This is a genomic window from Paraburkholderia dilworthii (genome assembly GCF_000472525.1).
Classification (GTDB): Bacteria; Pseudomonadota; Gammaproteobacteria; order Burkholderiales; family Burkholderiaceae; genus Paraburkholderia; species Paraburkholderia dilworthii.
Genome location: NZ_AWZT01000044.1, coordinates 1 through 22,926, shown reverse-complemented (window position 1 = coordinate 22,926; position 22,926 = coordinate 1). Strand labels below are relative to the sequence as shown.

At 62.8% G+C, this 22,926-nt stretch carries 23 protein-coding genes; 11 read left to right on the top strand and 12 right to left on the bottom strand.

What is annotated here, in order from left to right:
• Nucleotides 1–5: 5 nt before the first annotated feature.
• Entirely contained in the window at nt 6–1,550 is a 1,545-nt protein-coding gene (locus tag F759_RS0128075) for an FGGY-family carbohydrate kinase (RefSeq protein WP_027802795.1), read from the top strand.
• Nucleotides 1,547–2,284: an SDR family oxidoreductase gene (locus tag F759_RS0128070; RefSeq protein WP_027802794.1), complete on the top strand. Its 738-nt coding sequence runs from the start codon at nt 1,547–1,549 to the stop codon at nt 2,282–2,284. Before F759_RS0128075 ends, F759_RS0128070 begins: the two co-directional genes overlap by 4 nt.
• Nucleotides 2,285–2,357: 73 nt before the next feature.
• On the opposite strand, the gene kynA is transcribed toward F759_RS0128070, so the two are convergent.
• The 3 genes from kynA to kynB are packed head-to-tail and all read right to left on the bottom strand — an operon-like array spanning nt 2,358 to nt 5,230.
• Nucleotides 2,358–3,293, bottom strand: a complete 936-nt coding sequence (kynA, locus tag F759_RS0128065) for a tryptophan 2,3-dioxygenase (RefSeq protein WP_027802793.1) — start codon at nt 3,291–3,293, stop codon at nt 2,358–2,360.
• 10 nt (nt 3,294–3,303) lie between these two features.
• Nucleotides 3,304–4,554 carry a kynureninase gene (gene kynU, locus F759_RS0128060; protein WP_027802792.1) on the bottom strand — a complete coding sequence of 417 codons (1,251 nt, stop codon included), beginning with the start codon at nt 4,552–4,554 and terminating at the stop codon, nt 3,304–3,306.
• A gap of 37 nt (nt 4,555–4,591) precedes the next feature.
• Nucleotides 4,592–5,230 carry an arylformamidase gene (kynB, locus tag F759_RS0128055; protein ID WP_027802791.1) on the bottom strand — a complete coding sequence of 213 codons (639 nt, stop codon included), beginning with the start codon at nt 5,228–5,230 and terminating at the stop codon, nt 4,592–4,594.
• A 129-nt stretch (nt 5,231–5,359) separates the two neighbouring features.
• Between kynB and F759_RS0128050 the strand changes: the two genes are divergently transcribed.
• The gene (locus F759_RS0128050) at nt 5,360–5,875 is read left to right on the top strand and encodes an Lrp/AsnC family transcriptional regulator (protein ID WP_027802790.1); all 516 of its coding nucleotides are present in this window, start codon (nt 5,360–5,362) and stop codon (nt 5,873–5,875) included.
• 50 nt (nt 5,876–5,925) lie between these two features.
• Here F759_RS0128050 and F759_RS0128045 read toward each other — a convergent pair whose 3' ends face one another.
• Entirely contained in the window at nt 5,926–6,435 is a 510-nt protein-coding gene (locus tag F759_RS0128045; RefSeq protein WP_027802789.1) for a flavin reductase family protein, read from the bottom strand.
• A 255-nt stretch (nt 6,436–6,690) separates the two neighbouring features.
• On the opposite strand from F759_RS0128045, the gene msrA reads away from it, so the two are divergent.
• Nucleotides 6,691–7,239 (top strand): peptide-methionine (S)-S-oxide reductase MsrA, encoded by a 549-nt coding sequence (gene msrA, locus F759_RS0128040; protein ID WP_027802788.1) that lies wholly within the window; start codon nt 6,691–6,693, stop codon nt 7,237–7,239.
• Here msrA and F759_RS0128035 read toward each other — a convergent pair.
• The 3 genes from F759_RS0128035 to pdxH all read right to left on the bottom strand — a co-directional run bounded on the left by F759_RS0128035 (nt 7,226) and on the right by pdxH (nt 10,655).
• On the bottom strand, nt 7,226–8,584 hold the full coding sequence (locus tag F759_RS0128035; RefSeq protein ID WP_027802787.1) for a DUF72 domain-containing protein: 1,359 nt from the start codon (nt 8,582–8,584) through the stop codon (nt 7,226–7,228). The two genes, msrA and F759_RS0128035, sit on opposite strands and share 14 nt — an antisense overlap.
• A 71-nt stretch (nt 8,585–8,655) precedes the next feature.
• Nucleotides 8,656–9,870 (bottom strand): SAM-dependent methyltransferase, encoded by a 1,215-nt coding sequence (locus tag F759_RS0128030; protein WP_027802786.1) that lies wholly within the window; start codon nt 9,868–9,870, stop codon nt 8,656–8,658.
• Between the two features lie 143 nt (nt 9,871–10,013).
• Nucleotides 10,014–10,655, bottom strand: coding sequence for a pyridoxamine 5'-phosphate oxidase (gene pdxH, locus F759_RS0128025; protein ID WP_027802785.1), 642 nt, complete (start codon nt 10,653–10,655; stop codon nt 10,014–10,016).
• A gap of 220 nt (nt 10,656–10,875) precedes the next feature.
• On the opposite strand from pdxH, the gene tcdA reads away from it, so the two are divergent.
• Nucleotides 10,876–11,727 carry a tRNA cyclic N6-threonylcarbamoyladenosine(37) synthase TcdA gene (tcdA, locus tag F759_RS0128015; protein WP_027802784.1) on the top strand — a complete coding sequence of 284 codons (852 nt, stop codon included), beginning with the start codon at nt 10,876–10,878 and terminating at the stop codon, nt 11,725–11,727.
• A 202-nt stretch (nt 11,728–11,929) separates the two neighbouring features.
• Here tcdA and trxA read toward each other — a convergent pair whose 3' ends face one another.
• Nucleotides 11,930–12,778, bottom strand: coding sequence for a thioredoxin (trxA, locus tag F759_RS0128010; RefSeq protein WP_027802783.1), 849 nt, complete (start codon nt 12,776–12,778; stop codon nt 11,930–11,932).
• Nucleotides 12,779–12,867: 89 nt separating this feature from the next.
• Complete coding sequence (locus tag F759_RS0128005) at nt 12,868–13,743, bottom strand: pirin family protein (protein ID WP_027802782.1); 876 nt, start codon at nt 13,741–13,743, stop codon at nt 12,868–12,870.
• A gap of 175 nt (nt 13,744–13,918) precedes the next feature.
• On the opposite strand from F759_RS0128005, the gene F759_RS0128000 reads away from it, so the two are divergent.
• Nucleotides 13,919–14,800 (top strand): EamA family transporter, encoded by an 882-nt coding sequence (locus tag F759_RS0128000; RefSeq protein ID WP_027802781.1) that lies wholly within the window; start codon nt 13,919–13,921, stop codon nt 14,798–14,800.
• Between the two features lie 141 nt (nt 14,801–14,941).
• On the opposite strand, the gene F759_RS0127995 is transcribed toward F759_RS0128000, so the two are convergent.
• Nucleotides 14,942–16,531, bottom strand: a complete 1,590-nt coding sequence (locus F759_RS0127995) for an N-acetylmuramoyl-L-alanine amidase (protein WP_027802780.1) — start codon at nt 16,529–16,531, stop codon at nt 14,942–14,944.
• Nucleotides 16,513–17,082 carry a tRNA (adenosine(37)-N6)-threonylcarbamoyltransferase complex ATPase subunit type 1 TsaE gene (gene tsaE / locus F759_RS0127990; protein ID WP_027802779.1) on the bottom strand — a complete coding sequence of 190 codons (570 nt, stop codon included), beginning with the start codon at nt 17,080–17,082 and terminating at the stop codon, nt 16,513–16,515. Before tsaE ends, F759_RS0127995 begins: the two co-directional genes overlap by 19 nt.
• 17 nt (nt 17,083–17,099) lie before the next feature.
• Here tsaE and queG point away from each other — a divergent pair, with 17 nt between their 5' ends.
• The 3 genes from queG (at nt 17,100) to xerD (ending at nt 19,852) form a co-directional block, all read left to right on the top strand.
• Complete coding sequence (gene queG, locus F759_RS0127985) at nt 17,100–18,347, top strand: tRNA epoxyqueuosine(34) reductase QueG (RefSeq protein WP_027802778.1); 1,248 nt, start codon at nt 17,100–17,102, stop codon at nt 18,345–18,347.
• Between the two features lie 78 nt (nt 18,348–18,425).
• Nucleotides 18,426–18,896 (top strand): methylated-DNA--[protein]-cysteine S-methyltransferase, encoded by a 471-nt coding sequence (locus F759_RS0127980; protein ID WP_027802777.1) that lies wholly within the window; start codon nt 18,426–18,428, stop codon nt 18,894–18,896.
• Nucleotides 18,893–19,852, top strand: coding sequence for a site-specific tyrosine recombinase XerD (xerD, locus tag F759_RS0127975; protein WP_027802776.1), 960 nt, complete (start codon nt 18,893–18,895; stop codon nt 19,850–19,852). Before F759_RS0127980 ends, xerD begins: the two co-directional genes overlap by 4 nt.
• 52 nt (nt 19,853–19,904) lie before the next feature.
• On the opposite strand, the gene F759_RS0127970 is transcribed toward xerD, so the two are convergent.
• Nucleotides 19,905–21,467 carry a class I adenylate-forming enzyme family protein gene (locus F759_RS0127970; RefSeq protein WP_027802775.1) on the bottom strand — a complete coding sequence of 521 codons (1,563 nt, stop codon included), beginning with the start codon at nt 21,465–21,467 and terminating at the stop codon, nt 19,905–19,907.
• Between the two features lie 139 nt (nt 21,468–21,606).
• Between F759_RS0127970 and ybaK the strand changes: the two genes are divergently transcribed.
• Nucleotides 21,607–22,098, top strand: a complete 492-nt coding sequence (gene ybaK / locus F759_RS0127965; protein ID WP_027802774.1) for a Cys-tRNA(Pro) deacylase — start codon at nt 21,607–21,609, stop codon at nt 22,096–22,098.
• A 150-nt stretch (nt 22,099–22,248) separates the two neighbouring features.
• Complete coding sequence (gene plsY, locus F759_RS0127960) at nt 22,249–22,893, top strand: glycerol-3-phosphate 1-O-acyltransferase PlsY (protein ID WP_027802773.1); 645 nt, start codon at nt 22,249–22,251, stop codon at nt 22,891–22,893.
• Nucleotides 22,894–22,926: the final 33 nt, after the last annotated feature.

Here is a 22,926-nt window from a genome sequence, read left to right as displayed (position 1 = left end):
ACTGTATGGATTACGTCATCGGCGTGGATATCGGCACGCAGAGCACGAAGGCGCTGCTCGTCGATCAGCATGGCGCCATCGTGGCGCAGCATGCGTCGAGCTATCAGCCGGATACTCCACGGCCGCTATGGGCCGAACAGTGGCCGGCGGTGTGGTTCAAGGCGGTCACGGAATGCATTGCCGCATGCGTGCGCAAGGCGAAGGAGGGGGGCGTCGCGGCGAACTCCATCAAGGCAGTGTGCGTGAGCAGCCTGTATGGCGGCTCCGGCATCCCCGTCGATAGCGATATGCGGCCGCTCTATCCCTGTCTGATATGGATGGACCGGCGTGCGACCGATCAGGTCGAGTGGGTGAGAAACAACATCGACCTCGATCGGCTCTACACGATCACCGGCAACGGCGTGGACAGCTATTACGGCTACACGAAGATGCTGTGGCTGCGCGATCACGAGCCGGATGTCTGGGCGCGGACGCGTTATTTCCTGCCGCCGAATGCGTATGTGATCTACATGCTGACGGGCGAGATTGCAGTCGATCACAGTTCGGCGGGCAACATCGGCGGCATCTACGACATTGCGAAGCGCGACTGGTCGGACGAAGCGCTCGACATGCTAGGCATTCCCGCGACGATGATGCCGGAGCGCCTCGTCGAATCGTCCGAGGTAGTGGGTGGCCTGCTATCGCAGTGGACCGAACAGTTGGGACTCGCGGCCGGCACGGCGATTGTCGCGGGTGGTGTGGACGCGGCGGTGGCAACGTTCGCGGCCGGCGTGAGCCGTGCGGGGCAGCATGTAGCGATGATCGGCACGAGCATGTGTTGGGGATACATCAACCAGACGGTGGACGCCCGTCATGGATTGATTAGCATGCCTCATGTTTTCAATGGCCAGCGCGACATCTATGTATTCGGCGGTGCGATTACCGCTGGGGCGTCCGTGACCTGGTATCGCGATCAGTTTTGCCAGGCGGAAGTCGAAGCCGCACGCGCGACGCCTCATGGCGATCCGCATCGCCTGCTTGAAGAGAACGCGTCCAAGGTGCCGGCCGGATCGGACGGTGTGATGTTTCTGCCTTATCTGATGGGCGAACGCAGCCCCGTGTGGGACGCGAAGGCGAGCGGGGCATTCATTGGCCTGAGTCTGTTTCATACGCGTGCGCACCTGTATCGCGCAGTGCTAGAGGGCGTGTCGTTTGCGTTGAAGCACAACATCGAGGCGGGACGCAAAGGCGCGCAGTCGCTGGAGGACAAGCTCGTCGTGGTCGGCGGCGCCGCGCATTCGGATTTGTGGATGCAGATCATCGCCGATATCACCGGCTATCCGGTCTACACGATCGAGCAGGAAGTGGAGGCGGCGATGGGCGCCGCGTTGCTCGCGGCGCTGGGGGTGGGGCTGATTTCGCACGAAGCGGCGCAGGGCGGATGGGTCACGCTGATTGAGCGCGCGCAGCCAGACGCCGCGCGAATGGCTCTTTATGAACAGCGTTTTGGCATCTATACGGATCTGTATCCGGCGTTGAAGCCGGTCATGCATCGCTTGCAAACATCATGAATGCTACTTTCGATTTTTCCGGCCGCTCGATACTGGTGACGGGTGCTTCGAGCGGAATCGGCCGGGCGACGGTCGAGATGTTATGCGCGAGCGGGGCAAACGTCGTCGCCGCGGCGCGCAATGTCAGCGAGCTTGCTCGCCTCGCGGAAGAGACCGGTTGTGAGCCGTTGGTGCTCGACGTGAGCGACGAAGCCGCAGTCGACGACGCGTTTGCCTCGCCCGGTTCCTTCGATGGACTTGTAAATTGCGCGGGCATTGCGTTGCTCGAAAGAGCGGTGGATACCACGGCCGCGAGTTTCGATCGCGTGATGGCGGTGAACACGCGAGGCGCGGCGCTGGTTTCGAAGCACGTGGCGCGCGCAATGATCGAGGCGAAACGCGCTGGCAGTATCGTCAACGTTTCGAGTCAGGCAGCGCTTGTGGCGCTCGACGATCATTTGAGCTATTCGGCTTCGAAGGCTGCACTCGATGCGGTGACGCGGGCTTTGTGTATCGAGTTGGGGCCGTTCGGGATTCGCGCGAATAGCGTCAATCCGACGGTGACGTTGACGCCGATGGCAGTGCAGGCGTGGAGTGATCCTGTGAAACGGGAGCCTGCTTTGAAGGCGATTCCGTTGGGGCGGTTTGCCGAGCCAGCGGAGGTGGCTGCGGTTGTTGTGTTCTTGTTGAGTGATGCGGCTTCTATGGTGAGTGGGGTTTGTTTGGCGGTTGATGGTGGGTTTACTGCGAGGTGATGGTTTTTTGTCTGCTGCGCTTGTCGATTTTTGAATTTTGGGCTAAAAAAACGAGAAACGCCACAAGCAACAACTACAACATAGTCCGAACATGCCAAAGCTCAGGAAACAGCACCACATCGAGCATCTTGCGTAAATAAGGCGCCCCACTAGTCCCACCAGTCCCCTGCTTGAACCCAATAATCCTCTCAACAGTGGTCACATGCCTGAACCGCCACTGCCGGAAAGCATCCTCGAGATCGACCAGTTCTTCGGCCATCTCATACAACTCCCAATGCTGCGACGGATTGCGATAAACCTCCAGCCAGGCCGCTTCAACCGAAGCGTCATGAACCGTAGGCTGCGTCCAGTCGCGCGCAAGCCTCGCAGGCGAAATCGCGAATCCGCGACGCGCCAGCAGCTTCACCACTTCATCGTAGAAAGAGGGCGATTCCAGAGAAGCCTTCACCTCGGCAAGCACATCGGCGCGATGCGCATGCGGCTTTAACATCTGCTCGTTCTTGTTGCCGAGCAGAAACTCAATCTGCCGATACTGATAAGACTGAAACCCCGACGAGCTGCCCAGATAAGGACGCATCGACGTGTATTCCGACGGCGTCATCGTCGCGAGAACGTTCCACGCCTGCACCAGTTGCTCCATGATCCGCGAGACGCGCGCAAGCATCTTGAACGCCGGCGGCAACTCGTCGCGATGCACCGCGTCCAGCGCGGCGCGCAACTCGTACAGCGCGAGTTTCATCCATAACTCGCTCGTCTGATGCTGAATGATGAAGAGCATCTCGTTGTGATCAGGCGACAAAGGATGTTGCGCATCCAACACCGTGCCGAGCGACAGATAATCGCCGTAACTCATCGACTCCGAGAAGTCGAGTTGCGCGTCATGCCAGCCATCGCCTGAAGAAGAGTTCGCACCAGGCTCGCCAACGGGCGCAGCAAGCCCATGACCGAACGGGCACCCTTGCGCGGGCTTCTCTTCCGGCAAGCCCGGCGTTTGCATATGATCGTTCATCGCGCGCTCCTCAGGTCACGGCGCCGCGTGCGGCGAATTCAGGTGCGCGCCAGATCTCATTCGCAAGCACATCGCGCAACGTTTCCACGGCATCCCATACATCGACGAAGCGCGTATACAGCGGCGTAAAGCCGAAGCGCAGCACATGCGGCTCACGATAATCGCCGATCACGCCGCGCGCGATCAACGCCTGCATCACCTCGTAACCATGAGGGTGCTCGAAGCTCGCATGCGAGCCGCGCTGCGAATGCACACGCGGCGTGACGAGCTTCAACGGAAATTCGCTGCAACGTGTCTCGACGAGTTCGATAAACAGATCGGTCAGCGCGAGCGACTTGCGGCGGATCGCCTGCATGTCGGTTTGCAGGAACACGTCGAGCCCGCATTCGACGAGCGCCATTGACACCATCGGCTGCGTGCCGCACAAAAAGCGGCCAATGCCGTCGTCGGGCTGATACGCCGGGTCCATCTTGAACGGCGCGCGATGACCCCACCAGCCGGAAAGCGGTTGCGCAAAATCGTTCTGATGGCGCTTCGGCACCCACACGAACGCAGGTGAACCCGGGCCGCCGTTCAGATACTTGTACGTGCAGCCCACCGCGTAATCCGCGCCGACGCCATTCAGATCGACCGGCACAGCACCCGCCGAATGCGCGAGGTCCCACAGCGCGAGCGCGCCGTTGTCGTGGATCAGTTTCGTCAACGCGGTCATGTCGTGCATGTAGCCGGTGCGGTAGTTGACGTGCGTGATCATCGCGATCGCGGTGTCGTCGCCGATTGCGTCGGGCAGTTGGGATGGATCGTCCACGAGCCGCAGTTCATAACCGCGGTCGAGCTGCTCGATCAAACCCTGCGCGATGTACAGATCCGACGGAAAGTTCGAACGCTCCGAGACGATGACGCGGCGCTTCGGGTCGCGTGCGTTTGCGAGTCTCAGTGCGGCGGACAGCAGTTTGAACAGGTTGATTGAAATCGTATCGGTGACGACGACTTCGTTTTCATCCGCGCCGATCAACGGCGCGAGCTTGTTGCCAAGGCGCCGCGGCAACGCGAACCAGCCGGCGGCGTTCCAGCTGCGGATCAGGCCTTCGCCCCATTCGGCTGCGATCACGGTCTGCGCGCGTTGCGCGGCTGCGGCCGGCGGCACGCCGAGCGAATTGCCGTCGAGGTAGATGGTGGTCGGCGACAGCGCGAACTGGTCGCGCAATGTTGCGAGCGGGTCGGCGCTATCGAGCGCCAATGCTTCTTCGCGGTGTTTCATGGTGGTCTCGTTCAGTCGCGTGATGCGGATTGGAAAATTAGCCCGCGTCGGGAAGCGCGCGCAGGACTGCGCGCACAGGGCTTGCGTCGAGCGTGGTCAGCTTCAGCGGCAACGCGATCAGCTCGTAGTCGCCGGGCGCAACGTCATCGAGCACGATACCTTCGAGAATCGCCATGCCGTGCGCGCGAATGCGGTGGTGCGCGTCCATCGTCTTCGATTCCTGCGGATCGAGCGACGGCGTGTCGATGCCGATCAGCTTTGCGCCCTTCGTCGCGAGCAGGTCGATCGTTTCGGGCGCGACCGCGCAAAAGCCGCTGTCCCACGCCGTGCCCGGCGCATTTTTGTAAGTGCGCAGTAAGACGCGCGGCGGCAGATCGGCAAGCGAGCCATCCAGGTGTTGTGGCGTCACAACAGGCGAGGCACCGATGCAATGAATCACACGGCATCGTCCGAGATAGATGTCGAGCGGCACAAGGCCGATCGCGACGCCGTGCGCGTCATAGTGCAAGGGGGCGTCCGTATGCGCGCCGGTATGCGGCGACAGCGTCAGCCGCGCAACGTTGACGGGCGATCCGGCCTCGATACGCCATACGCGCTCAATGCCGACCGGCGTGTCGCCTGGCCAGACGGGCGTCGCCGGATCGACGGCGGGGGTGATGTCCCAGAGTGTTCGCATGTCTCCATCTGCGGTTGATGTCCATAGGGAATGATAGGTGCCCGACCGCGAAATGTGATTGCGAAAAAATCTCCTTCCGCCCGGTGTCTTGGAACATAATTTGAGACAAATGGGAAAGGGAGACCGAATATGAACGCGATCTCGCTCGACGCCACCGATTGCCGTATTTTGACGGTGCTTCAGCAAGAAGGACGAATCAGCAATCTCGATCTTGCGGAGCGCATCTCGCTCTCGCCATCGGCATGTCTGCGCCGCTTGCGTCTACTGGAAGAGCAGGGCGTGATCGAGCACTATCGCGCGTGTCTGAACCGCGAAGTGCTGGGCTTCGAACTGGAAGCATTCGTGCAGGTGTCGATGCGCAACGACCAGCAGAACTGGCACGAGCGCTTCGCGGAGGCGTTGCGCGATTGGCCGGAAGTGGTCGGCGCCTTTGTCGTGACGGGCGAGACGCATTATCTGCTGCGCGTGCTCGCGCACAACCTCAAACACTATTCGGATTTTGTGTTGCAGCGTCTCTACAAGGCGCCGGGCGTGATGGATATTCGCTCGAATATCGTGCTGCAGACGTTGAAGGAAGATTCGGGCGTGCCGGTGTCGCTGGTCACGAAGACCGGCGGGCACGGCGCGTCGCACAACGATCGCTGAACGCGCAGGCGCCCGCCGGTTGGCGGGGCCGTTGCAGGCGCTCTCGTCGCTTAAAGCGGTTTGAGCCCGTGGAACTGGCCGTTCTGGAACACCAGCGGCGCTATCTCCGCGACATTCTCATGCACGCCGCAGCGTTCCACCTCGCCGACAAAAATGACGTGGTCGCCTTCCTCGTAACGGCTGCGGTTGTGGCACTCGAACCAGGCGAGCGCGCCGTCGAGTACCGGCATGCCGCTATCGCCCGCCGCGTGCGATACCCCTTCGAAGCGGTCGCCTTTCACCGTGGCAAAACGCTTGCACAGATCCAGTTGCGACGACGCCAGCACATTGACGACGTAATGACTGTTTGTGCGAAACACGGACATGGACGCCGAGCGCGTTGCGAGGCTCCACAGCACGAGTGGCGGGTCGAGCGAAACGGAATTGAACGAGCTGGCCGTTATGCCGATCAGCTGCCCCGACGCCGCACGCGTTGTAATCACCGTGACGCCGGTGGCGAACTGACTGAGCGCCTGCCTGAAGGCGGACTGGTCGAAGTTGGGCGGGCTGGCTTGCTTCATCGCGCGCAGGCCGTTGATACACGGCGGCTCGAAGCCGGGCTGAAGCTATTGGCCGCACGGCGGGAAACAGATAATTCGAAAGTCATAGTGAAAATCGTCGATTTGCCCCAATTTTAACTGCAATCGCGGTGCACGGGCCGCGGCGCCAACCGGCGAACGCAAAACCAGCTAAGCTGGGACGCGGGGCCGGTGGCATGCGTGTTGCGGGAAGCGAAAGCCGCATCGGCCGATCACGAGTTTGAAGGAGCGAGCAGCATGAGTCAGACAGGCGAAGTTGCCACCCTGGGTGGCGGGTGTTTCTGGTGCCTCGAAGCGGTCTATCTTGGCGTCGATGGCGTGAACTCGGTGGAGTCGGGCTATGCGGGCGGCCGGACGCGGCATCCGACCTATGAGCAGGTGTGCGACGGCGCGACCGGCCACGCCGAAGTCGTGAAGGTGGACTTCGATCCGGCAAAGATTAGCTACCGCGAGATTCTGGATATTTTCTTCGCGATCCACGATCCAACGCAGTTGAACCGGCAAGGTAACGACGTCGGCACGCAATACCGCTCAGCCATCTTCACGCACTCCGACGTGCAACGTGAGACGGCTTTGCAGGCGATCCGCGAGATCGGCGAACAGGGCATCTACGACGGCCAGATCGTCACCCAGGTGTTGCCGCTCGACGGCAACTACTGGCCTGCAGAGGCCTATCATCAGAACTATTTTGCGCAGCATCCGAATCAGGGCTACTGCTCGTTCGTGGTCGCGCCGAAGGTCGCGAAATTTCGCCAGAAGTTCGCTCACCGGATCAGGGCGAGCTGACGGCGGCGCGGCCGTCCTCCTGCTCGTGCGCAAGCCGCGCATAGGCTTCGATGATTTCGCGCGCCAGTTCCACGCAACTGAGCGGCGCTGAGCCTTCCGCCTTGTTGTTGACCGCGATCACCACCGGCTGGCCGGCAAGCGCATAGCGCGCGGCCAGTTCGGCGAGCGACGCGCGGGTGGCCGGATCGCGGTCGATTAGCTGATTGAACGGCTCATACTTCGCCTTCGCCTGCTCGTACTTGAAGCCGCCATGCAGGCTCCAGCGCACGATCAGCGGGCCGGCCGGTTCTCCGTCCAGCAGCGCGAGCGCCGCCGCCTGCCGCAGCGGGTCGGGCATCCGCGCATGAATGCCCACGCAATAGCGCACGCCCGCCGCTTTGAGCGTACGAATGAAGCGCGGCGTCAGCAGACTGGCGTCGCGGATTTCAATCGCATAACAGGTGCCTTGCGGCAGCTTCGGCAACGCCATCAGAAAGTCGGCCAGCCGTTCGATGAACGCGGCCGGCTGCGCGAGCATCTGGTCGGGCAGCGGCGGCAGCTGGAACACCAACGCGCCGGCCTTCGCGCCGAGGCCTTCGAGGCACGGTGTGACGAAGTCGTCGATCGCCATTTGCGCGTTCAGGAAGCACGGGTTCAACGACACCGGCTCGCCGCGTTCAGCACGCACGGTTGCGTCGGTGATCGTCATCGGCGCCTTCACGATGAAGCGGAAATGCTCGGGCACCTGCTGCGCGTAGCGCAGATATTCGGTGACTGTCAGCGCCTGATAAAACGACCGGTCGATGCTGACTGTTTTAAGCAACGGATGCGCGCCGTAGGCCGTAAGGCCGTCGCGCGAAAGCTTGCTGTTGCTGTATTCGTCGCCGTAGACGATGCCGTTCCAGCCAGGAAACGACCATGTCGACGTGCCCAGGTGGACTTGTGGCGGCAGTTGCGCGGCCAGTGCGAGCACATCCGGTGAGGGTGGGGCGGCGAGAATTTCCCGGGCGCGGCGCTTTCTCGGCGCATCGGCGGCGCGCACGCCCTCCGGCGAGCACACTGGCACGTCTTCTTCCTGCCACAGCGACGCGGCGGCTGCGGCTTTGGCACGAGCAGCGCGCGGGCTTTCAGGCTTCGACGTGGGGGTGGGGGACAGCGGACTGGTCTCTTCGCTTCGCGACGGTCGATCGTCAGAAAGCGTGCGTGAGGGTTTGGCGCGGGCCTCGGCATCCGGCGATGCGGGAGCCGGTTCCACCGGCATCCCAAACAGATCGAACTGCACCGCTTCACTTTCCGCGTCCGCTTTGAATGGCGCATCCGGCTCGCCGTGCGCCTGTTCCACTTTGCTTGTCCCGCTTTGGCCCATCGAAATTCGACCTGCTGTCCAGTAATGTGCGCCGCGGCGGCACGCTCCTGCACGATGCCGCGGCGCTCACCTCACAGCGGTTTCTCGTACATATAGCGGCGTGACCACGGCAGGGTTTTCGCGCTGCGGCCGGCCTTGCGGCATACGACCTGATAGATCGAGACGTCGTCATTTTCGAATGCATACGCGCAGCCGGCCAGATACACGCGCCAGATGCGGAATTTTTCGTCGTCGACGAGCTTGCGCGCTTCTTCCGCGTGCGCCTCGAAGTTTTCCGCCCAGATGTCGAGCGTGTGCGCATAGTGACGGCGCAGGCTTTCGACGTCAACCGCTTCGAGCCCGCCGCGCTGCATCGACTCCAGCGCGAGGCTGATGTGCGGCAGCTCGCCATCGGGAAACACATAGCGGTCGATGAACTCGCCGCCGCCAAGCGCGGTTTCGCCGCTGTCCGAGTCGCTCGACGTGATCCCGTGGTTCATCGCGACGCCGTCGTCGGCGAGCAGGTCGTGCATCTTCTTGAAGTAGCCCGGCAGATTCTTGCGTCCCACGTGCTCGAACATGCCGACACTCGTGATGCGGTCGAATTGTCCGCTGACGTCGCGATAATCCTGCAGACGAATCTCGATCTGGTTTTCGAGACCCGCGGCTTTCACACGCGCCGTGGCGAGGTCGAACTGGTTCTGCGACAGTGTCACGCCCACACACCGCGCACCGAATTTCTGCGCCGCGCGCAGCACGAGCGCGCCCCAGCCGCAGCCGATGTCGAGCAGCGTCTGCCCCGGTTGCAACTGGATCTTGGTGAGGATGTGGTCGATCTTCTTGATCTGCGCGGTGGCCAGATCTTCGTCGCCATTCTCGAAGTACGCGCACGAGTACACCATGTTCTCGTCGAGCCACAGCTTGTAGAACTCGTTCGAGACGTCGTAGTGATACTGGATCGCCTTCTTATCCGACGCTTTCGAATGCTGGAAATAGCGCCGCATGCGCGCGAGTTTGCCCGCACTAGTGACGGTGTTGCGCGCGAGCTGATAGCCGACGTTGATGATGTCGGAGAGCTTGCCCTCGATATCGATCTTGCCCTTGACGTATGCCTCGCCCAGATTGTCGAGGCTCGGTTCGAGCAGATAAGGCAGCGCAGTCGCGCTTTTGACGTGCAACGTGACCTGGGGCGCGGCGAACCGCCCGAAGTCGTGCTGCTGGCCGTCCCACAGCACCAGACGTGCAGGTAAGTCAGCCTTGGTTTTTACTTCTTCCACCCACTGCGCCAGCTTTTTCTCCCAGAACATGCGATTTCTCCGTGTCCGTTGAATTAAAGCGAAGCCTGTGTGGATCGCAGCTCAGTGCGGCGCAGCTCCCATGCCGCGAGATGCGATCCTTGCGCCGCGCGCTGCTGCGTTGGCAACGCGCTGACGACGTTGTTTATGCCGATTCAAGGCGACAGACGGGAGATCTGCCAGTCGCTATTTTCGTCCGAACGTGTGTAAAGCAGGCGGTCATGCAGTCGCGACGGCCTACCTTGCCAGAATTCGATTGCTTCGGGCACCAAACGATACCCGCCCCAATGCGGCGGCCGCGGCGGTTCGTCGCCATATTGCAGATGCATTTCGCGTTCGCGCGTTTCGAGCTGTGAACGGCTTTCAATCACCTGACTCTGGTTCGATGCCCACGCGCCGATACGCGAACCGGGTGGACGCGATGCGAAGTAAGCGTCGCTTTCTTCCGCGCTCGTTTTGACGACGTGTCCTTCGACGCGTACCTGGCGCTCGAGCTCGATCCAGTAGAACAGCAGGCTCGCGTACGGATTGGCGGCGAGTTCGCGGCCCTTGCGGCTTTCGTAGTTGGTGAAGAACACGAAGCCCCGCTCGTCGACGCCCTTGATCAGCACGATGCGCGCCGAAGGCCGGCCGCGCGAGTCGACCGTGGCGAGCGTCATCGTATTCGGTTCGGGCAGTTTGGCTTCTACCGCTTGTTGAAACCAGATGTCGAATTGCCGGAACGGATTACGGTCGACATCGCCGAAGTCCAGAGAACCCAGCGAATAGTTTTTTCGAAGTTCGGCGAGTGAGGTCATGTTCTTATGCGAACGCTACAGTCAGGGCAGTATAGCTAAGGCATTAAATTTTTGCGCGCAACCAGATCAAGCAATGCGGCCCGTGCGCGCGGCGTCGGGTACTGTCCCGGTTTGCGGCAGGGCCATTGTCGCGGCGATATGCATCGATGCCTTCAGGCAAAATACGGGCTGCGCAAGCGAAAAGCGCCTTCCGTTTCCTGCCTGTTCAATGAGTCCCATCATGTCGACCACCGCGCAATCCGATCTTACTACCAGCCTCGACGGGAGTGAAACCGCCGACCGCGCGCGGCGCTTCGGCGGCATTGCGCGTCTGTACGGTGCGCCGGCGCTCGCCGCTTTCGAAGGTGCGCATGTTGCGGTGATCGGCATCGGCGGGGTCGGCTCGTGGGTGGCCGAAGCATTGGCGCGCAGCGCCGTCGGCACCTTGACGCTGATCGACCTCGACAACGTCGCCGAGAGCAACACCAACCGGCAGATTCACGCGCTCGACGGCAACTACGGAAAACCGAAAGTCGAAGCGATGGCCGAGCGCATCGCGGCGATCAATCCGTCTTGCGACGTGCGCCTCGTCGAAGATTTCGTCGAGCCCGACAATTTCGCGGCGACGCTCGGCGGCGGCTTCGACTATGTGATCGACGCAATCGACAGCGTGCGTACCAAGACCGCGCTGATCGCTTGGTGCGTCGAGCGTCAGCAACCGTTGATCACGATAGGTGGCGCAGGCGGTCAACTGGATCCGACGCGCATTCGCATCGACGATCTTGCGTTGACGATTCAGGACCCGTTGCTGTCGAAGGTGCGCGGACAGTTGCGCAAGCAGCATCGTTTCCCGCGCGGGCCGAAAGCGAAATTCAAGGTGAGCGCAGTGTATTCGGACGAGCCGCTGATCTACCCTGAGGCGGCGGTTTGCGATATCGACGCCGAAGCGGAGCACGTCACCACGTCGCCAGGCCATACAGGACCGATCGGCCTGAACTGTGCTGGCTTTGGATCGAGCGTGTGCGTGACGGCGAGCTTCGGTTTCGCCGCGGCCGCGTATGTGCTGCGGGCTCTGGCGAAACAGGCGGCGTGACGCGTGCTTGAGGCGCGATGGATGTACGCGGAAAAGCGGCGCGCCGAAAACGGCGTGAGGAAAATGGCGTGACGGAAAACGGCGTGGGTCAAGCGGCGCGAGGCAGGCGGCGTGAGGCAAGCCACAACCGGCAAGCGACGTGCGGCAGGAGCCGGAATTCAGCGCCACGTCGCACGTTAGAGCCGCGCGCTTCCAGCACGCTTCAGTACAACGCGGCGCTCAGCTTGCGCCGCCATTGCGACACCAGCTCCGGCTGATGCGCGGCGAGATCGAACACCGAGAGCATCGTCTTACGGCCGATGTCGTCGCGGAATGTGCGGTCACGTTGGACGATTGCGAGCAGATGTTCGAGCGCGTCCGCGTATTTGCGGCGAGCGATCAGCGCGCTCGCCAGATCGAAGCGCGCTTCGAGATCGTCCGGGTGACTCGCGACGCGCGCTTCCAGCGCATCGGTGGGCGGCAGGTCGGCGGCGGCATCCACGGCGTCGAGGCGTGTCTTGATCGCGTTGAATCGCGCGTCGATGCCTTGCGTGGTTTTCGGCGACAGCAGATCGACCTCGTTGCGCGCCTCGTCGATGCGATTGTCGTCGAGCAGCATCTCGATCCGATCCATGCGTGCTTCGTCGAAGCCGGGGTCGTAGGCGAGCGCCGCTTGCAACGCATCGTAAGCGTCTTCGCGGCGCCCTTCCGCCAGCGCGGCCTGCGCCTCGATTCGCGCGGCGTCTGCGCCTTGCGGCACCAGCCGCTCGATGAATTCGCGTAGCTGACCTTCAGGCAGCACGCCGACGAACTGATCCACCGGCTGTCCGTCCGCGAACGCCATGACGTGCGGAATGCTGCGCACCTGGAAGTGCGCGGCGAGTTCCTGATTCTCGTCGACGTTCACCTTGACGAGCTTCCATTTGCCGGCGGCTTCTGCTTCGAGCTTTTCCAGCATCGGGCCGAGCGTCTTGCAGGGGCCGCACCACGGCGCCCAGAAATCGACCAGCACAGGGGCCAGTGTCGACGCCGCGATGACGTCCTTTTCGAATGTGGCCAGAGTGGTGTCCATTGCGTCCTCGTCGATAAAACGGTTTGTCTGCTAGTTGGGGCCGAACGGCGTGGATTCAATGCGCGTCGCGACGTCACCGTGCGTGGCCGTCATTTCTTTTGCGGCAGCGGAATCCATTCGGTTTCGCCCGGCACTTTACCCATTTCCTGATTCGTCCACGCGAGTTTCGCAGCTTCGATCTTCTCGCGCGAACTCGCAACGAAATTCCATTCGATAAAACGCTCGCCGTCGAGTTTCTCGCCCCCCAGCACCATCACGCGCGCGCCGTGCGTGCTCGCGAGCGTGACGGTTTCGTCGAGCGCGAGCACGGCCAACTGGCCGACTTCTAGCGGCGTGCCGTCGATTTCCAGATCGCCTTCGACGAGATATACGCCGCGTTCCTCGTGCTCTGGTTCGAGCGCGAACGCGCTGCCGGGCGCGAATTCGCCGGCGACATACAGCGTGCCGGAAAACGTCGTGACGGGCGAGCTTTTGCCGAACGCCGTGCCGGCGATCACGCGCAGCGTGACGCCGTTGCGCTCGACCACGGGCAAGGTGTTAGCGGCGTGATGCTCGAATGACGGCTCTACCTCTTCGTCTGCCAGCGGCAGCGCGACCCACGTCTGAATGCCGTGCATGGTCTGGCCGTTCGCGCGATCTTCGGCCGGCGTGCGCTCGGAATGTACGATGCCGCGCCCGGCCGTCATCCAGTTGACGTCGCCCGGGACGATCTTTTGCTCGGAGCCAAGACTGTCGCGATGCATGATCGCGCCTTCGAACAGATAGGTCACCGTGGCAAGACCGATATGCGGATGAGGACGCACGTCGAGGCCGACGCCCGCTTCAAGTGTCGCCGGTCCCATGTGGTCGAAGAAGATGAACGGTCCGATCAGACGCGCGGCCATTGCAGGCAGCACGCGCCGTACAGTCAGACTGCCGACATCGCGCAGATGCGGTTTGAGAACTGCTTTGATCGAACTGGACATGGGCGGGCTCGGCTGAAGAGGGAGGAAGAAAATCCTTAATGGACGATTCTACTGCGGAGGGCGAAAGCACGACGTTCGCAGCAGCATGCTGCTCCGGAAATCCGTAGCGCGAACGGCCACATGCCCCGCCGCCCTCCGCTAAACTGGCAGGTTCAATAATCAACTGGAGACTGGGATGTCGCCCAGGGACCTGCTGCTCGCGCTGATCGTCGTGATCGCGTGGGGCGTGAACTTCGTTGTAATCAAAGTGGGCTTGCATGGCGTGCCGCCGATGCTGCTCGGCGCGCTGCGCTTCACGCTCGCCGCGTTGCCGGCGGTGTTTTTTGTGAAGCGCCCGCAGTTGCCGTGGCGCTGGCTGCTCGCATACGGCGTGACGATTTCCTTGGGGCAATTCGCCTTCCTGTTTTCGGCCATGTATGTCGGCATGCCCGCGGGGCTCGCGTCGCTCGTGTTGCAGGCGCAGGCTTTCTTCACGCTGATCTTCGCCGCGTTCTTTCTGCATGAGCGTTTTCGCTTGCCGAACGTCGCCGGTTTGCTGATCGCGGCCGCCGGCCTTGCCGTGATCGGCATGCAAGGCGGCCACTCAATGACGCTCGCCGGCTTCGTCCTCACGTTGTGCGCCGCATGCTCGTGGGCGCTCGGCAACATCGTCACGAAGAAAGTCGGCAAGATCGATCTCGTTGGGCTCGTGGTGTGGGGCAGCCTGATTCCGCCGTTGCCGTTCTTCGCGTTGTCATATGCGTTCGAGGGGCCGCAGCGGATCGTCGCCGCGCTTTCAGGTATCAGCGCCATGTCGATCTTCGCGATCGTTTATCTCGCGTTTATCGCCACGTTGATCGGCTATGGCTTGTGGAGCCGCCTGCTGTCGCGCTATCCGGCGAGCCAGGTCGCGCCGTTTTCGCTGCTCGTGCCGATTGTCGGTCTGGCCTCGGCGTCGATCTTTCTCGATGAGCGACTTTCCGCGGTGCAGATCGTCGGAGCGTTGCTGGTGATGGCGGGGCTGGCGGTGAATGTGTTCGGTGGATGGCTCGTGCAGCGCCTGTCGCCGGCGCGCTGAATCGCGCGGTGGAGTGGAAACGGCCGCGTTGCTGCGGCCGTTTATCGTTGTCTCGCGTTGTCTCGGGTTGTGCCGCGTTGTCTGGCGTTGTGTTCCGTCGCCCCGTTGCGTCGTCGCACGCGAAGCGTGCGCATGCGCGCATCACGTCATGCGGTTCTTCGCCAGCGGCGGGTTCGCCGCGAAATAGCGCTTGATGCCGGTCATGATCGCGTCGGCCATCTTGTCGCGATAGGCGTCGTCGTTCAGACGCCGCTCCTCGTCCGGGTTGCTGATGAACGCCGTTTCCACAAGGATCGACGGGATGTCCGGCGCCTTCAGCACCGCGAACCCCGCCTGTTCGACCGAGCCCTTGTGCAGCTTGTTAATTCCGCCGATTTCCTTCAGCACGAAGTTGCCGTAGCGCATCGAGTCGCGAATCTGCGCGGTGGTCGACATGTCGAACAGCGCACGGTTAACGGTGGCGTCGGCGGACTTGATGTTGATGCCGCCGATCTGATCCGACGAGTTTTCCTTGTTCGCCATCCAGCGCGCGGCCGCGCTCGACGCGCCGTGCTCCGACAGCGCGAACACCGACGAGCCGCGTGCCTCGGGTGTGGTGAACGCGTCCGCGTGGATCGACACGAACAGGTCCGCGCCGACGCGCCGCGCCTTCTGCACGCGCACGTTCAGCGGCACGAAGAAGTCGGCGTCGCGCGTCATCATGGCGCGCATGTTCGGCTGCGCGTCGATCTTCGCGCGGAGCTTCTTCGCGATGTCGAGCGCCACGTGCTTTTCGTAAGTGCCCGAGCCGCCGATCGCGCCGGGATCTTCGCCGCCATGCCCCGGATCGATCGCGACGGTCAGAAGGCGGACGGTGTTGCTCTTGCCCGACTTCGGCGCGGTGAACGCGTAGGTATCGTCGCCGTCGTCGTTGCCGAGGCTGTTCGCGCTATTGCCACCGCTATTGCCGCTGCCTTTATTACGTGCAATAGCGCTTGGCGGCGACGCGGGAGCGCCTGGCGTCGCCGGCTTGCCGATGATCGGCGGCATCGGCGTTGGCCCACCATGCGCGGGCGGATGCGGCACGCCCGGCGCAGACCCGCTGCCGCCGTTCTGCGCATAACGCTCGAAGAACGCTTCGCTGTTGTCGGCGAGCGGCGGCGTTGTGCCGGGGCCGCTCAATGTCGCGGGCGGCGCGCTGTTTTCTTCGTTCAGCGTTTGCTGCTTGCGCTCGCTTTGCGCGAGCAGTTCCATCAACGGATCAGGCGCGACAGCCGGATACAGGTCGAACACCAGCCGGTACTTGTATGCGCCGACGGGGGGGAGCGTGAACACCTGCGGCTTCACCGAGCCCTTCAGGTCGAACACCATGCGCACGACGTGCGGCTGAAACTGCCCGACGCGCACCGACTGAATCTGCGGATCGTTCGGCGTGATCTTCGAGACGAGGTCCTTCAGCGCCTGGTCGAGATCGAGGCCGCTCAGATCGACCACGAGCCGGTCCGGACCCTGAAGCAACTGCTGCGCGTTTTGCAGAGGCTGATCGGATTCGATCGTCACGCGCGTGTAGTCGCGCGCGGGCCACACGCGCACGCCGAGCACCGAACTGGCGTGTGCAAGACGCGGCGCGACGAGACCGAGCACGAGCGTGGATGCCCCCGCGCGCAGAATCTGCCGACGCCGCCAGTTATGGGTTGCGGTGGCCGCCGATTCGATCGAGCGGAACGGTTTGATCAACATCTTTCGAGACATGCCTTTCCTGTTTCGCTGTATGCCCGTGCGACGAGTACGCGGCCGTCGCCCTCGCTGTCCAGGTCGAGCGAGAAGACGAGATCCGGCACGCCGAGAAGACGCCCCGCGCGTTGCGGCCATTCGACGAGGCAGACCGCGCCGCTGTCGAAATACTCGCGAAAGCCGGCGTCGGCCCATTCGGCCGGATCGGTGAATCTGTACAGATCGAAGTGATAAAGCGCGAGTTCCCCAGCGGGCCGCTCGAGCACGTACGGCTCGACGAGTGTGTACGTGGGGCTGCGCACGCGGCCTGTGTGACCGAGGCCGCGCAACGTGGCGCGCACGAGTGTGGTTTTGCCGGCGCCGAGATCGCCGACGAGTTGCACTTGTAGACCGTGGAATGCCTGGACCCTTGCGTGACCGTCCTCGCCTTTTGCGACGGCCACGCTTTCGATTGCCCGCGCGAAGCGCTCGCCGAATGCGAGCGTGGCGGCTTCGTCCGCGAACCTGAAGGAGCGTTCGAGCAGAACTTCGGCGGGCGGCGCAATCGCGCGATCGGGATGGTCGGACATTCTCGTAAAATGGCGTGATGAACCGAAGTTCGGAGTCCCCCGTGCCCCCTATGTCCAATGCGCCGACGTCTTGCGACGAAACGCGCGCCGGGCGTCAATTCGATGAAGCGGCGCTGCATGCGCTCGCGCAAAACATCAAGACGTGGGGCCGTGAACTGGGTTTCGGAGCGATCGGCATTAGCGATACCGATCTCTCCGCTGCCGAAGCGCCGCTTGCAGCCTGGCTGGAAGCGGGTTGCCACGGCGAGATGGATTATATGGCGAAACACGGCATGAAACGCGCACGGCCTGCCGAGCTTGTGGCCGGCACGCTACGTGTGATTACCGCCCGCATCGCCTATTTGCCTGCTCGTGCATTGAACGGAAAGCCGGACGAAAGCGAACCGCAGGAAGGGCCGCTCAGCGACGACTGGCGGGCGGTTGAGCATGCGCGGCTCGCGGATCCGTCGGCTGCGGTGGTGTCGATTTATGCACGCGGCCGCGACTATCACAAGGTGATGCGTAACCGTCTGCAACATCTGTCAGAGAAAATTCAGGCGGAGATCGGCGCGTTCGGTTATCGGGTGTTTACCGACTCCGCGCCGGTGCTCGAAGTGGAGCTTGCGCAGAAGGCCGGCATCGGCTGGCGCGGCAAACATACGCTGCTCTTGCAACGCGACGCGGGTTCGCTGTTCTTTCTCGGCGAAATTTATGTCGACGTGCCTTTGCCGACCGATGCCGAGACGTCGCCGGAAGTCGCGCCTGAAACGCCGGGCTCGCATTGCGGCAGTTGCACGCGCTGCATCGGCGCATGTCCGACAGGCGCCATCGTCGGTCCTTACAAGGTGGATGCGCGCTTGTGCATCTCGTATCTGACGATCGAGTTGAAGGGCAGCATTCCGGTCGACATGCGTCCGCTGATCGGCAACCGCGTGTATGGCTGCGACGATTGCCAACTCGTGTGTCCGTGGAATAAGTTTGCGCAGGCTGCGCCGGTCGCCGATTTCGACGTGCGGCACGGGCTCGATCGCGCGTCGCTGGTGGAACTGTTCGGCTGGAGCGCGGATGAGTTCGATACGCGCATGCAGGGCAGCGCGATTCGCCGTATCGGCTATGAAAGCTGGTTGCGCAATCTTGCCGTCGGCATGGGCAACGCGCTGCGTGCGTCGCGCGGGACGTTGAGTGCGGACGCTCGCGACGCGATTGTAGAGGCGCTCGAGCGCCGCGCCGACGATCCTTCCGAAGTGGTGCGCGAGCATGTGCAATGGGCGCTCGAAGCGGCGTAAAAAGCGGCGTAAAGTATCGGCAATTCACGAGTCTGATGTACGTCTCGATTCATAACGCTGCGCGAGTGAGGAGGCGCTATGTTCAACGCAGTGATCGACGCGCCGTTCGGCAAGGTCGGCATTCGCCTGGAAGGCGAGGCCGTGTGCGAGATCGTCTATTTGCCGGAGTCGATGCAGAACGTCGCGCCCGACACGCCGTTAGCGCAACAGGTGGTCGAACAGATCGAGCGGTATTTCGAGCAGGCGTCGGTGACATTCGAATTGCCGCTCGCGCCGGTCGGCACTGCGTTTCAGCGGCGCGTGTGGCAGGCGATCTGCGATATTCCGCCGGGTGTCGTCCTGACGTACGGGCAACTCGCAAAGCAGCTTGGCAGCGTGCCGCGCGCGGTCGGTCAGGCGTGCGGCGCCAATTACTTTCCGATTGTGATTCCGTGTCATCGCGTGGTGAGTTCGAGCGGCATCGGTGGATTCGCGCATCACGCCGAAGATGGCTTTTTTCGCAACGTCAAGCGCTGGCTGCTGGCGCATGAAGGCATTCCCTACGCATGAGCGATACCCTGATTGAAGACGCGAGCGCGGAATTGCCTTCATCGTCGGCGCTTCAGTCGCCGTTGTTCGCGACGAGTTCCGCGTCGATCGACGCATTCTGCGACGCGCTCTGGCTCGAACACGGCCTGTCGCGCAACACGCTCGACGCTTATCGCCGCGACCTGCGTCTCTTTAGCGAGTGGCTTGCGCAAACGCGCAACGCATCACTCGACACCGTCAGCGAGGCCGATCTGAACGCATACAGCGCCGCGCGTCAGAAAGACAAATCGACGTCTGCCAACCGGCGCCTGTCGGTGTTTCGCCGCTATTACGGGTGGGCCGTGCGCGAGCATCGCGCGAAAGTGGATCCGACGCTGCGCATCCGTTCGGCGAAGCAACCGCCGCGTTTTCCGTCGACGCTCAGCGAAGCGCAAGTCGAAGCGTTGCTCGGCGCGCCCGACATCGAGACGCCGCTCGGCCTGCGCGATCGCACGATGCTCGAACTGATGTATGCGAGCGGCTTGCGTGTGACCGAACTGGTCACGCTAAAGACAGTGGAAGTCGGCCTGAACGAAGGCGTGGTCCGCGTGATGGGCAAAGGCTCGAAAGAACGGCTGATTCCGTTCGGCGAAGAGGCGCACGGCTGGATCGAGCGCTATCTGCGCGACGCGCGGCCGGCGCTGCTCGGCGCACGCGCGACCGACGCGCTGTTCGTCACGAGCCGCGCCGAGGGCATGACGCGCCAGCAGTTCTGGAACATCATCAAGCGGCATGCGGCAGTGGCGGGTGTGCATGCGCCGTTGTCGCCGCATACGTTGCGGCATGCGTTCGCGACGCATCTGCTGAATCACGGCGCCGACTTGCGCGTGGTGCAATTGCTGCTTGGTCACACGGATATTTCGACCACGCAAATCTACACGCACGTGGCGCGAGAGCGGCTGAAGTCGCTACATGCACAGCATCATCCGCGCGGCTGATCGCGGCTGATCGCGGCTGGCGTTGGCCGTTGCCGGTGCTGTGCACGCGGTTTCAGAGAAATTCGCGCAGCCGGTGCTTGAGAATCTTACCCGTCGATGCAGCCGGTAGCGCGGCAAGTACCTTCACTTCGGCGGGCCGCTTGTAGGGTGCGAGGCGCTCGGCGCACCACGCGACAAGTTCGGCCGGCGTCACCCTTGCATTAGCTGCCAGTTCGACGAACGCGATGACCTCCTCATTGCCCTCGACAGGTCGCCCGATCACCGCCGACTGCACGACCTGCGGGTGCGCGTTGAGCACATGCTCGACTTCGGCGGGATACACATTGAAGCCCGAGTGGATGATCAGATCCTTGCTGCGCCCGACGATATGCAGCGCGCCATCGGCGTCCTGCCGCGCGAGGTCGCCGGTTTTGAGCCAGCCGTCTTCCGTCACGGCGGCGCGGGTTTGCTCCGGGTTGCGGTAGTAGCCGAGCATCACGTTCGGGCCGCGCACCCATAGCTCGCCGGTTTCGCCGGGGGCGGCATTCACGCCGTCCAGTCCGACGAAGCGCACTTCGACGCCCGGAATCACCTCGCCCACCGAACAGTCGCGGCGCGGTGCATCGAGCATGGTCTGCGAAACCGTGGGACTGCTCTCTGTCATTCCATAGCCGTTATGCAGCGGCAGACCGTAGACGCTCTCCACGTGCGCTTTCAGTGCGGCGTCGAGCGGCGAGCCTCCCGAATAGACGAAGCGAAGATGCGGCGCGCGCCACGCATGCCCGTGCGTCTGCAAATGTTCGAGCAACTTTGCATGCATGGCGGGCACGCCCTGGAAGATCGACACGTGTTCGTCGGCAAGCGCGCGGCGCACGGCTTCCGGCGCAAAGCGCGGCGCGAGACGCAAGGTCGCGCCGGCGTGCAGGCTGCCGAGACACACGGACGCGAAGCCGTACACGTGCGAAATCGGCAGAACGGCATAGACGACGTCCTCCGGACGAACCTGGCGCAGACGGCTCGACACCGCGGCGATGAACAACAGATTACGATGCGACAGCATCACGCCCTTTGGCGCGCCGGTGGTACCCGTCGTGTAGATCAGCGCGGCGCATTGGCGCTCGTTTGCGGCTTCGACGGGTTCGGCTTGCGCGGACGGGTCTACCGTATAGGACCACGCGCCGATATCCGGGGCGAGGTCTGGCGCTTTACTCGCTTGATGACGCTGTGCATGCTGAGCGGCGTCGACTGAGCTTTCCACCACATAGGCCGTCACACGCGGCTGCGCGTGCGCGCGGATCGCGCCGAGTTCCGCCGCCGACAGACGCGCGTTCGACACGAGCGCCCAGGCGTCGAGTCGTGCGGCCGCGAAGAGCAGCACGATCTGCGCGATGTTGTTCTCCGCGACGATCATCACACGGTCGCCGCCGCGCACGCCCCATTCATGCAGCAATGCAGCGGTCGCCTCGATGGCTTGCGCGAGTTGCGCGTTGGTGAAGCGGCGCGCGTCTTCGATCAACGCGACGTGTCGCGGATCGCGCCCGGCCGCCAGCGCGGGAATATCGGAGATGCGAGCGGGCAGGGCGGCCAGCAGCGCGGGAACGTCTATCGTGGAACGTAGGGGCGAAGCGGTGCTCAAGAGCGTCTCCTGAATCGATTACGTGCCCGGCGTACATCGCGCCGGAAGATTTTCGAACGATCGTGCCACAATGCCGCGAGCCGCACAATTGACCATTCGGCAAATACCCGTTGTGCAAACTCGCCATTACAATGCGCCGATGAGCAAATCCAGACACGTTTCCGAAACGCCTGCCACGCAGTTTCTGCGCCGTCACGGCGTGGTTTTCGGCGAGCATCCGTACGAGTATGTGGAGCACGGCGGCACCGGCGAATCGGCGCGCCAGCTGGGCGTGGACGAACATCATGTGGTGAAGACGCTCGTCATGGAAGACGAGCACGCGAAGCCGTTGATCGTCCTCATGCATGGCGACCGGACTGTCAGTACCAAGAACCTCGCGCGGCAAATCGGCGTAAAGCGCGTCGAGCCGTGCAAGCCCGAGGTGGCGAACCGTCATTCGGGCTATCTGATCGGCGGCACATCGCCGTTCGGCACACGCAAGCAGATGCCGGTGTACGTGGAATCCAGCATCCTCGAAATGGACAGGATCTGGCTGAATGGCGGCCGGCGCGGCTTCCTCGTGAGTATCGAGCCGAAGGTGCTCACCGACCTGCTGGCAGCGAAGCCGGTGCAGTGCGCGAGCGTCGATTGACGTTTGCGTGAATGTTTCCGAGCCGCGCGGGCCGGGTAGAATGTGCGCCGCTTTGGTCCGCCGCGTTGCGTTCCGTCGAGTTCCGATTTTTGTTCCCCGGTGCGGTTGAGGCATCCAGTTGCAGGCCGCCGATCCTTATAAGAGTCACAGATGCAAAACCTGATCGTTGCCGTCGTTGCCTACCTGATCGGTTCGGTGTCGTTCGCCGTGATCGTGAGCGCCGCGATGGGGCTCGACGACCCGCGCTCGTACGGCTCGGGCAACCCCGGCGCGACCAATGTGCTGCGCAGCGGCAGCAAGAAGGCCGCGATCCTGACGTTGATCGGCGACGCCTTCAAAGGCTGGCTGCCGGTGTGGTTCGTCGTGCATTTCGGCGCGAACTACGGGCTCGACGATACGTCGGTGGCGATTGCATGCGTCGCCGTGTTCCTCGGTCACCTGTATCCGGTCTTCTTCCGCTTCAAAGGCGGTAAGGGCGTGGCGACGGCGGCGGGCGTGCTGCTCGCGATCAATCCGGTCCTTGGCGTGGCCACGCTGCTCACGTGGCTGATCGTGGCGTTTTTCACGCGCTACTCGTCGCTCGCCGCGCTGGCTGCGGCGGTGTTCGCGCCGATCTTCGACGGGTTCCTGTTCGGGCCGCATATCATCGCGCTGGCCATTGTCGTGATGAGCTCGCTGCTTGTGTGGCGTCACCGCGGCAACATTGGCAAGCTGATGCGCGGAGAGGAAAGCCGCATCGGCGATAAGAAAAAGGCGGCTGCGGCTGCCAGTCCGGCGGCTGGCGACGATCATTGATGGCTGTGGCTGTGGCTGTGGCTGTGGCTGTGG

Excerpts from the sequence above, each read along its gene's own strand:
- F759_RS0128070 (WP_027802794.1), top strand. The coding sequence starts at position 1,547 with ATGAATGCTACTTTCGATTTTTCCGGCCGCTCGATACTGGTGACGGGT.
- kynA (WP_027802793.1), bottom strand. The coding sequence starts at position 3,293 with ATGAACGATCATATGCAAACGCCGGGCTTGCCGGAAGAGAAGCCCGCG.
- kynB (WP_027802791.1), bottom strand. The coding sequence starts at position 5,230 with ATGCGAACACTCTGGGACATCACCCCCGCCGTCGATCCGGCGACGCCC.
- trxA (WP_027802783.1), bottom strand. The coding sequence starts at position 12,778 with ATGGACACCACTCTGGCCACATTCGAAAAGGACGTCATCGCGGCGTCG.
- F759_RS0128000 (WP_027802781.1), top strand. The coding sequence starts at position 13,919 with ATGTCGCCCAGGGACCTGCTGCTCGCGCTGATCGTCGTGATCGCGTGG.
- msrA (WP_027802788.1), top strand. The coding sequence starts at position 6,691 with ATGAGTCAGACAGGCGAAGTTGCCACCCTGGGTGGCGGGTGTTTCTGG.
- F759_RS0128050 (WP_027802790.1), top strand. The coding sequence starts at position 5,360 with ATGAACGCGATCTCGCTCGACGCCACCGATTGCCGTATTTTGACGGTG.
- tsaE (WP_027802779.1), bottom strand. The coding sequence starts at position 17,082 with ATGTCCGACCATCCCGATCGCGCGATTGCGCCGCCCGCCGAAGTTCTG.
- F759_RS0128075 (WP_027802795.1), top strand. The coding sequence starts at position 6 with ATGGATTACGTCATCGGCGTGGATATCGGCACGCAGAGCACGAAGGCG.
- F759_RS0128045 (WP_027802789.1), bottom strand. The coding sequence starts at position 6,435 with ATGAAGCAAGCCAGCCCGCCCAACTTCGACCAGTCCGCCTTCAGGCAG.
- F759_RS0128005 (WP_027802782.1), bottom strand. The coding sequence starts at position 13,743 with ATGTCCAGTTCGATCAAAGCAGTTCTCAAACCGCATCTGCGCGATGTC.
- kynU (WP_027802792.1), bottom strand. The coding sequence starts at position 4,554 with ATGAAACACCGCGAAGAAGCATTGGCGCTCGATAGCGCCGACCCGCTC.
- F759_RS0127980 (WP_027802777.1), top strand. The coding sequence starts at position 18,426 with ATGTTCAACGCAGTGATCGACGCGCCGTTCGGCAAGGTCGGCATTCGC.
- xerD (WP_027802776.1), top strand. The coding sequence starts at position 18,893 with ATGAGCGATACCCTGATTGAAGACGCGAGCGCGGAATTGCCTTCATCG.
- F759_RS0127995 (WP_027802780.1), bottom strand. The coding sequence starts at position 16,531 with ATGTCTCGAAAGATGTTGATCAAACCGTTCCGCTCGATCGAATCGGCG.
- F759_RS0128035 (WP_027802787.1), bottom strand. The coding sequence starts at position 8,584 with ATGGGCCAAAGCGGGACAAGCAAAGTGGAACAGGCGCACGGCGAGCCG.
- queG (WP_027802778.1), top strand. The coding sequence starts at position 17,100 with ATGAACCGAAGTTCGGAGTCCCCCGTGCCCCCTATGTCCAATGCGCCG.
- F759_RS0128030 (WP_027802786.1), bottom strand. The coding sequence starts at position 9,870 with ATGTTCTGGGAGAAAAAGCTGGCGCAGTGGGTGGAAGAAGTAAAAACC.
- ybaK (WP_027802774.1), top strand. The coding sequence starts at position 21,607 with ATGAGCAAATCCAGACACGTTTCCGAAACGCCTGCCACGCAGTTTCTG.
- pdxH (WP_027802785.1), bottom strand. The coding sequence starts at position 10,655 with ATGACCTCACTCGCCGAACTTCGAAAAAACTATTCGCTGGGTTCTCTG.
- tcdA (WP_027802784.1), top strand. The coding sequence starts at position 10,876 with ATGTCGACCACCGCGCAATCCGATCTTACTACCAGCCTCGACGGGAGT.
- plsY (WP_027802773.1), top strand. The coding sequence starts at position 22,249 with ATGCAAAACCTGATCGTTGCCGTCGTTGCCTACCTGATCGGTTCGGTG.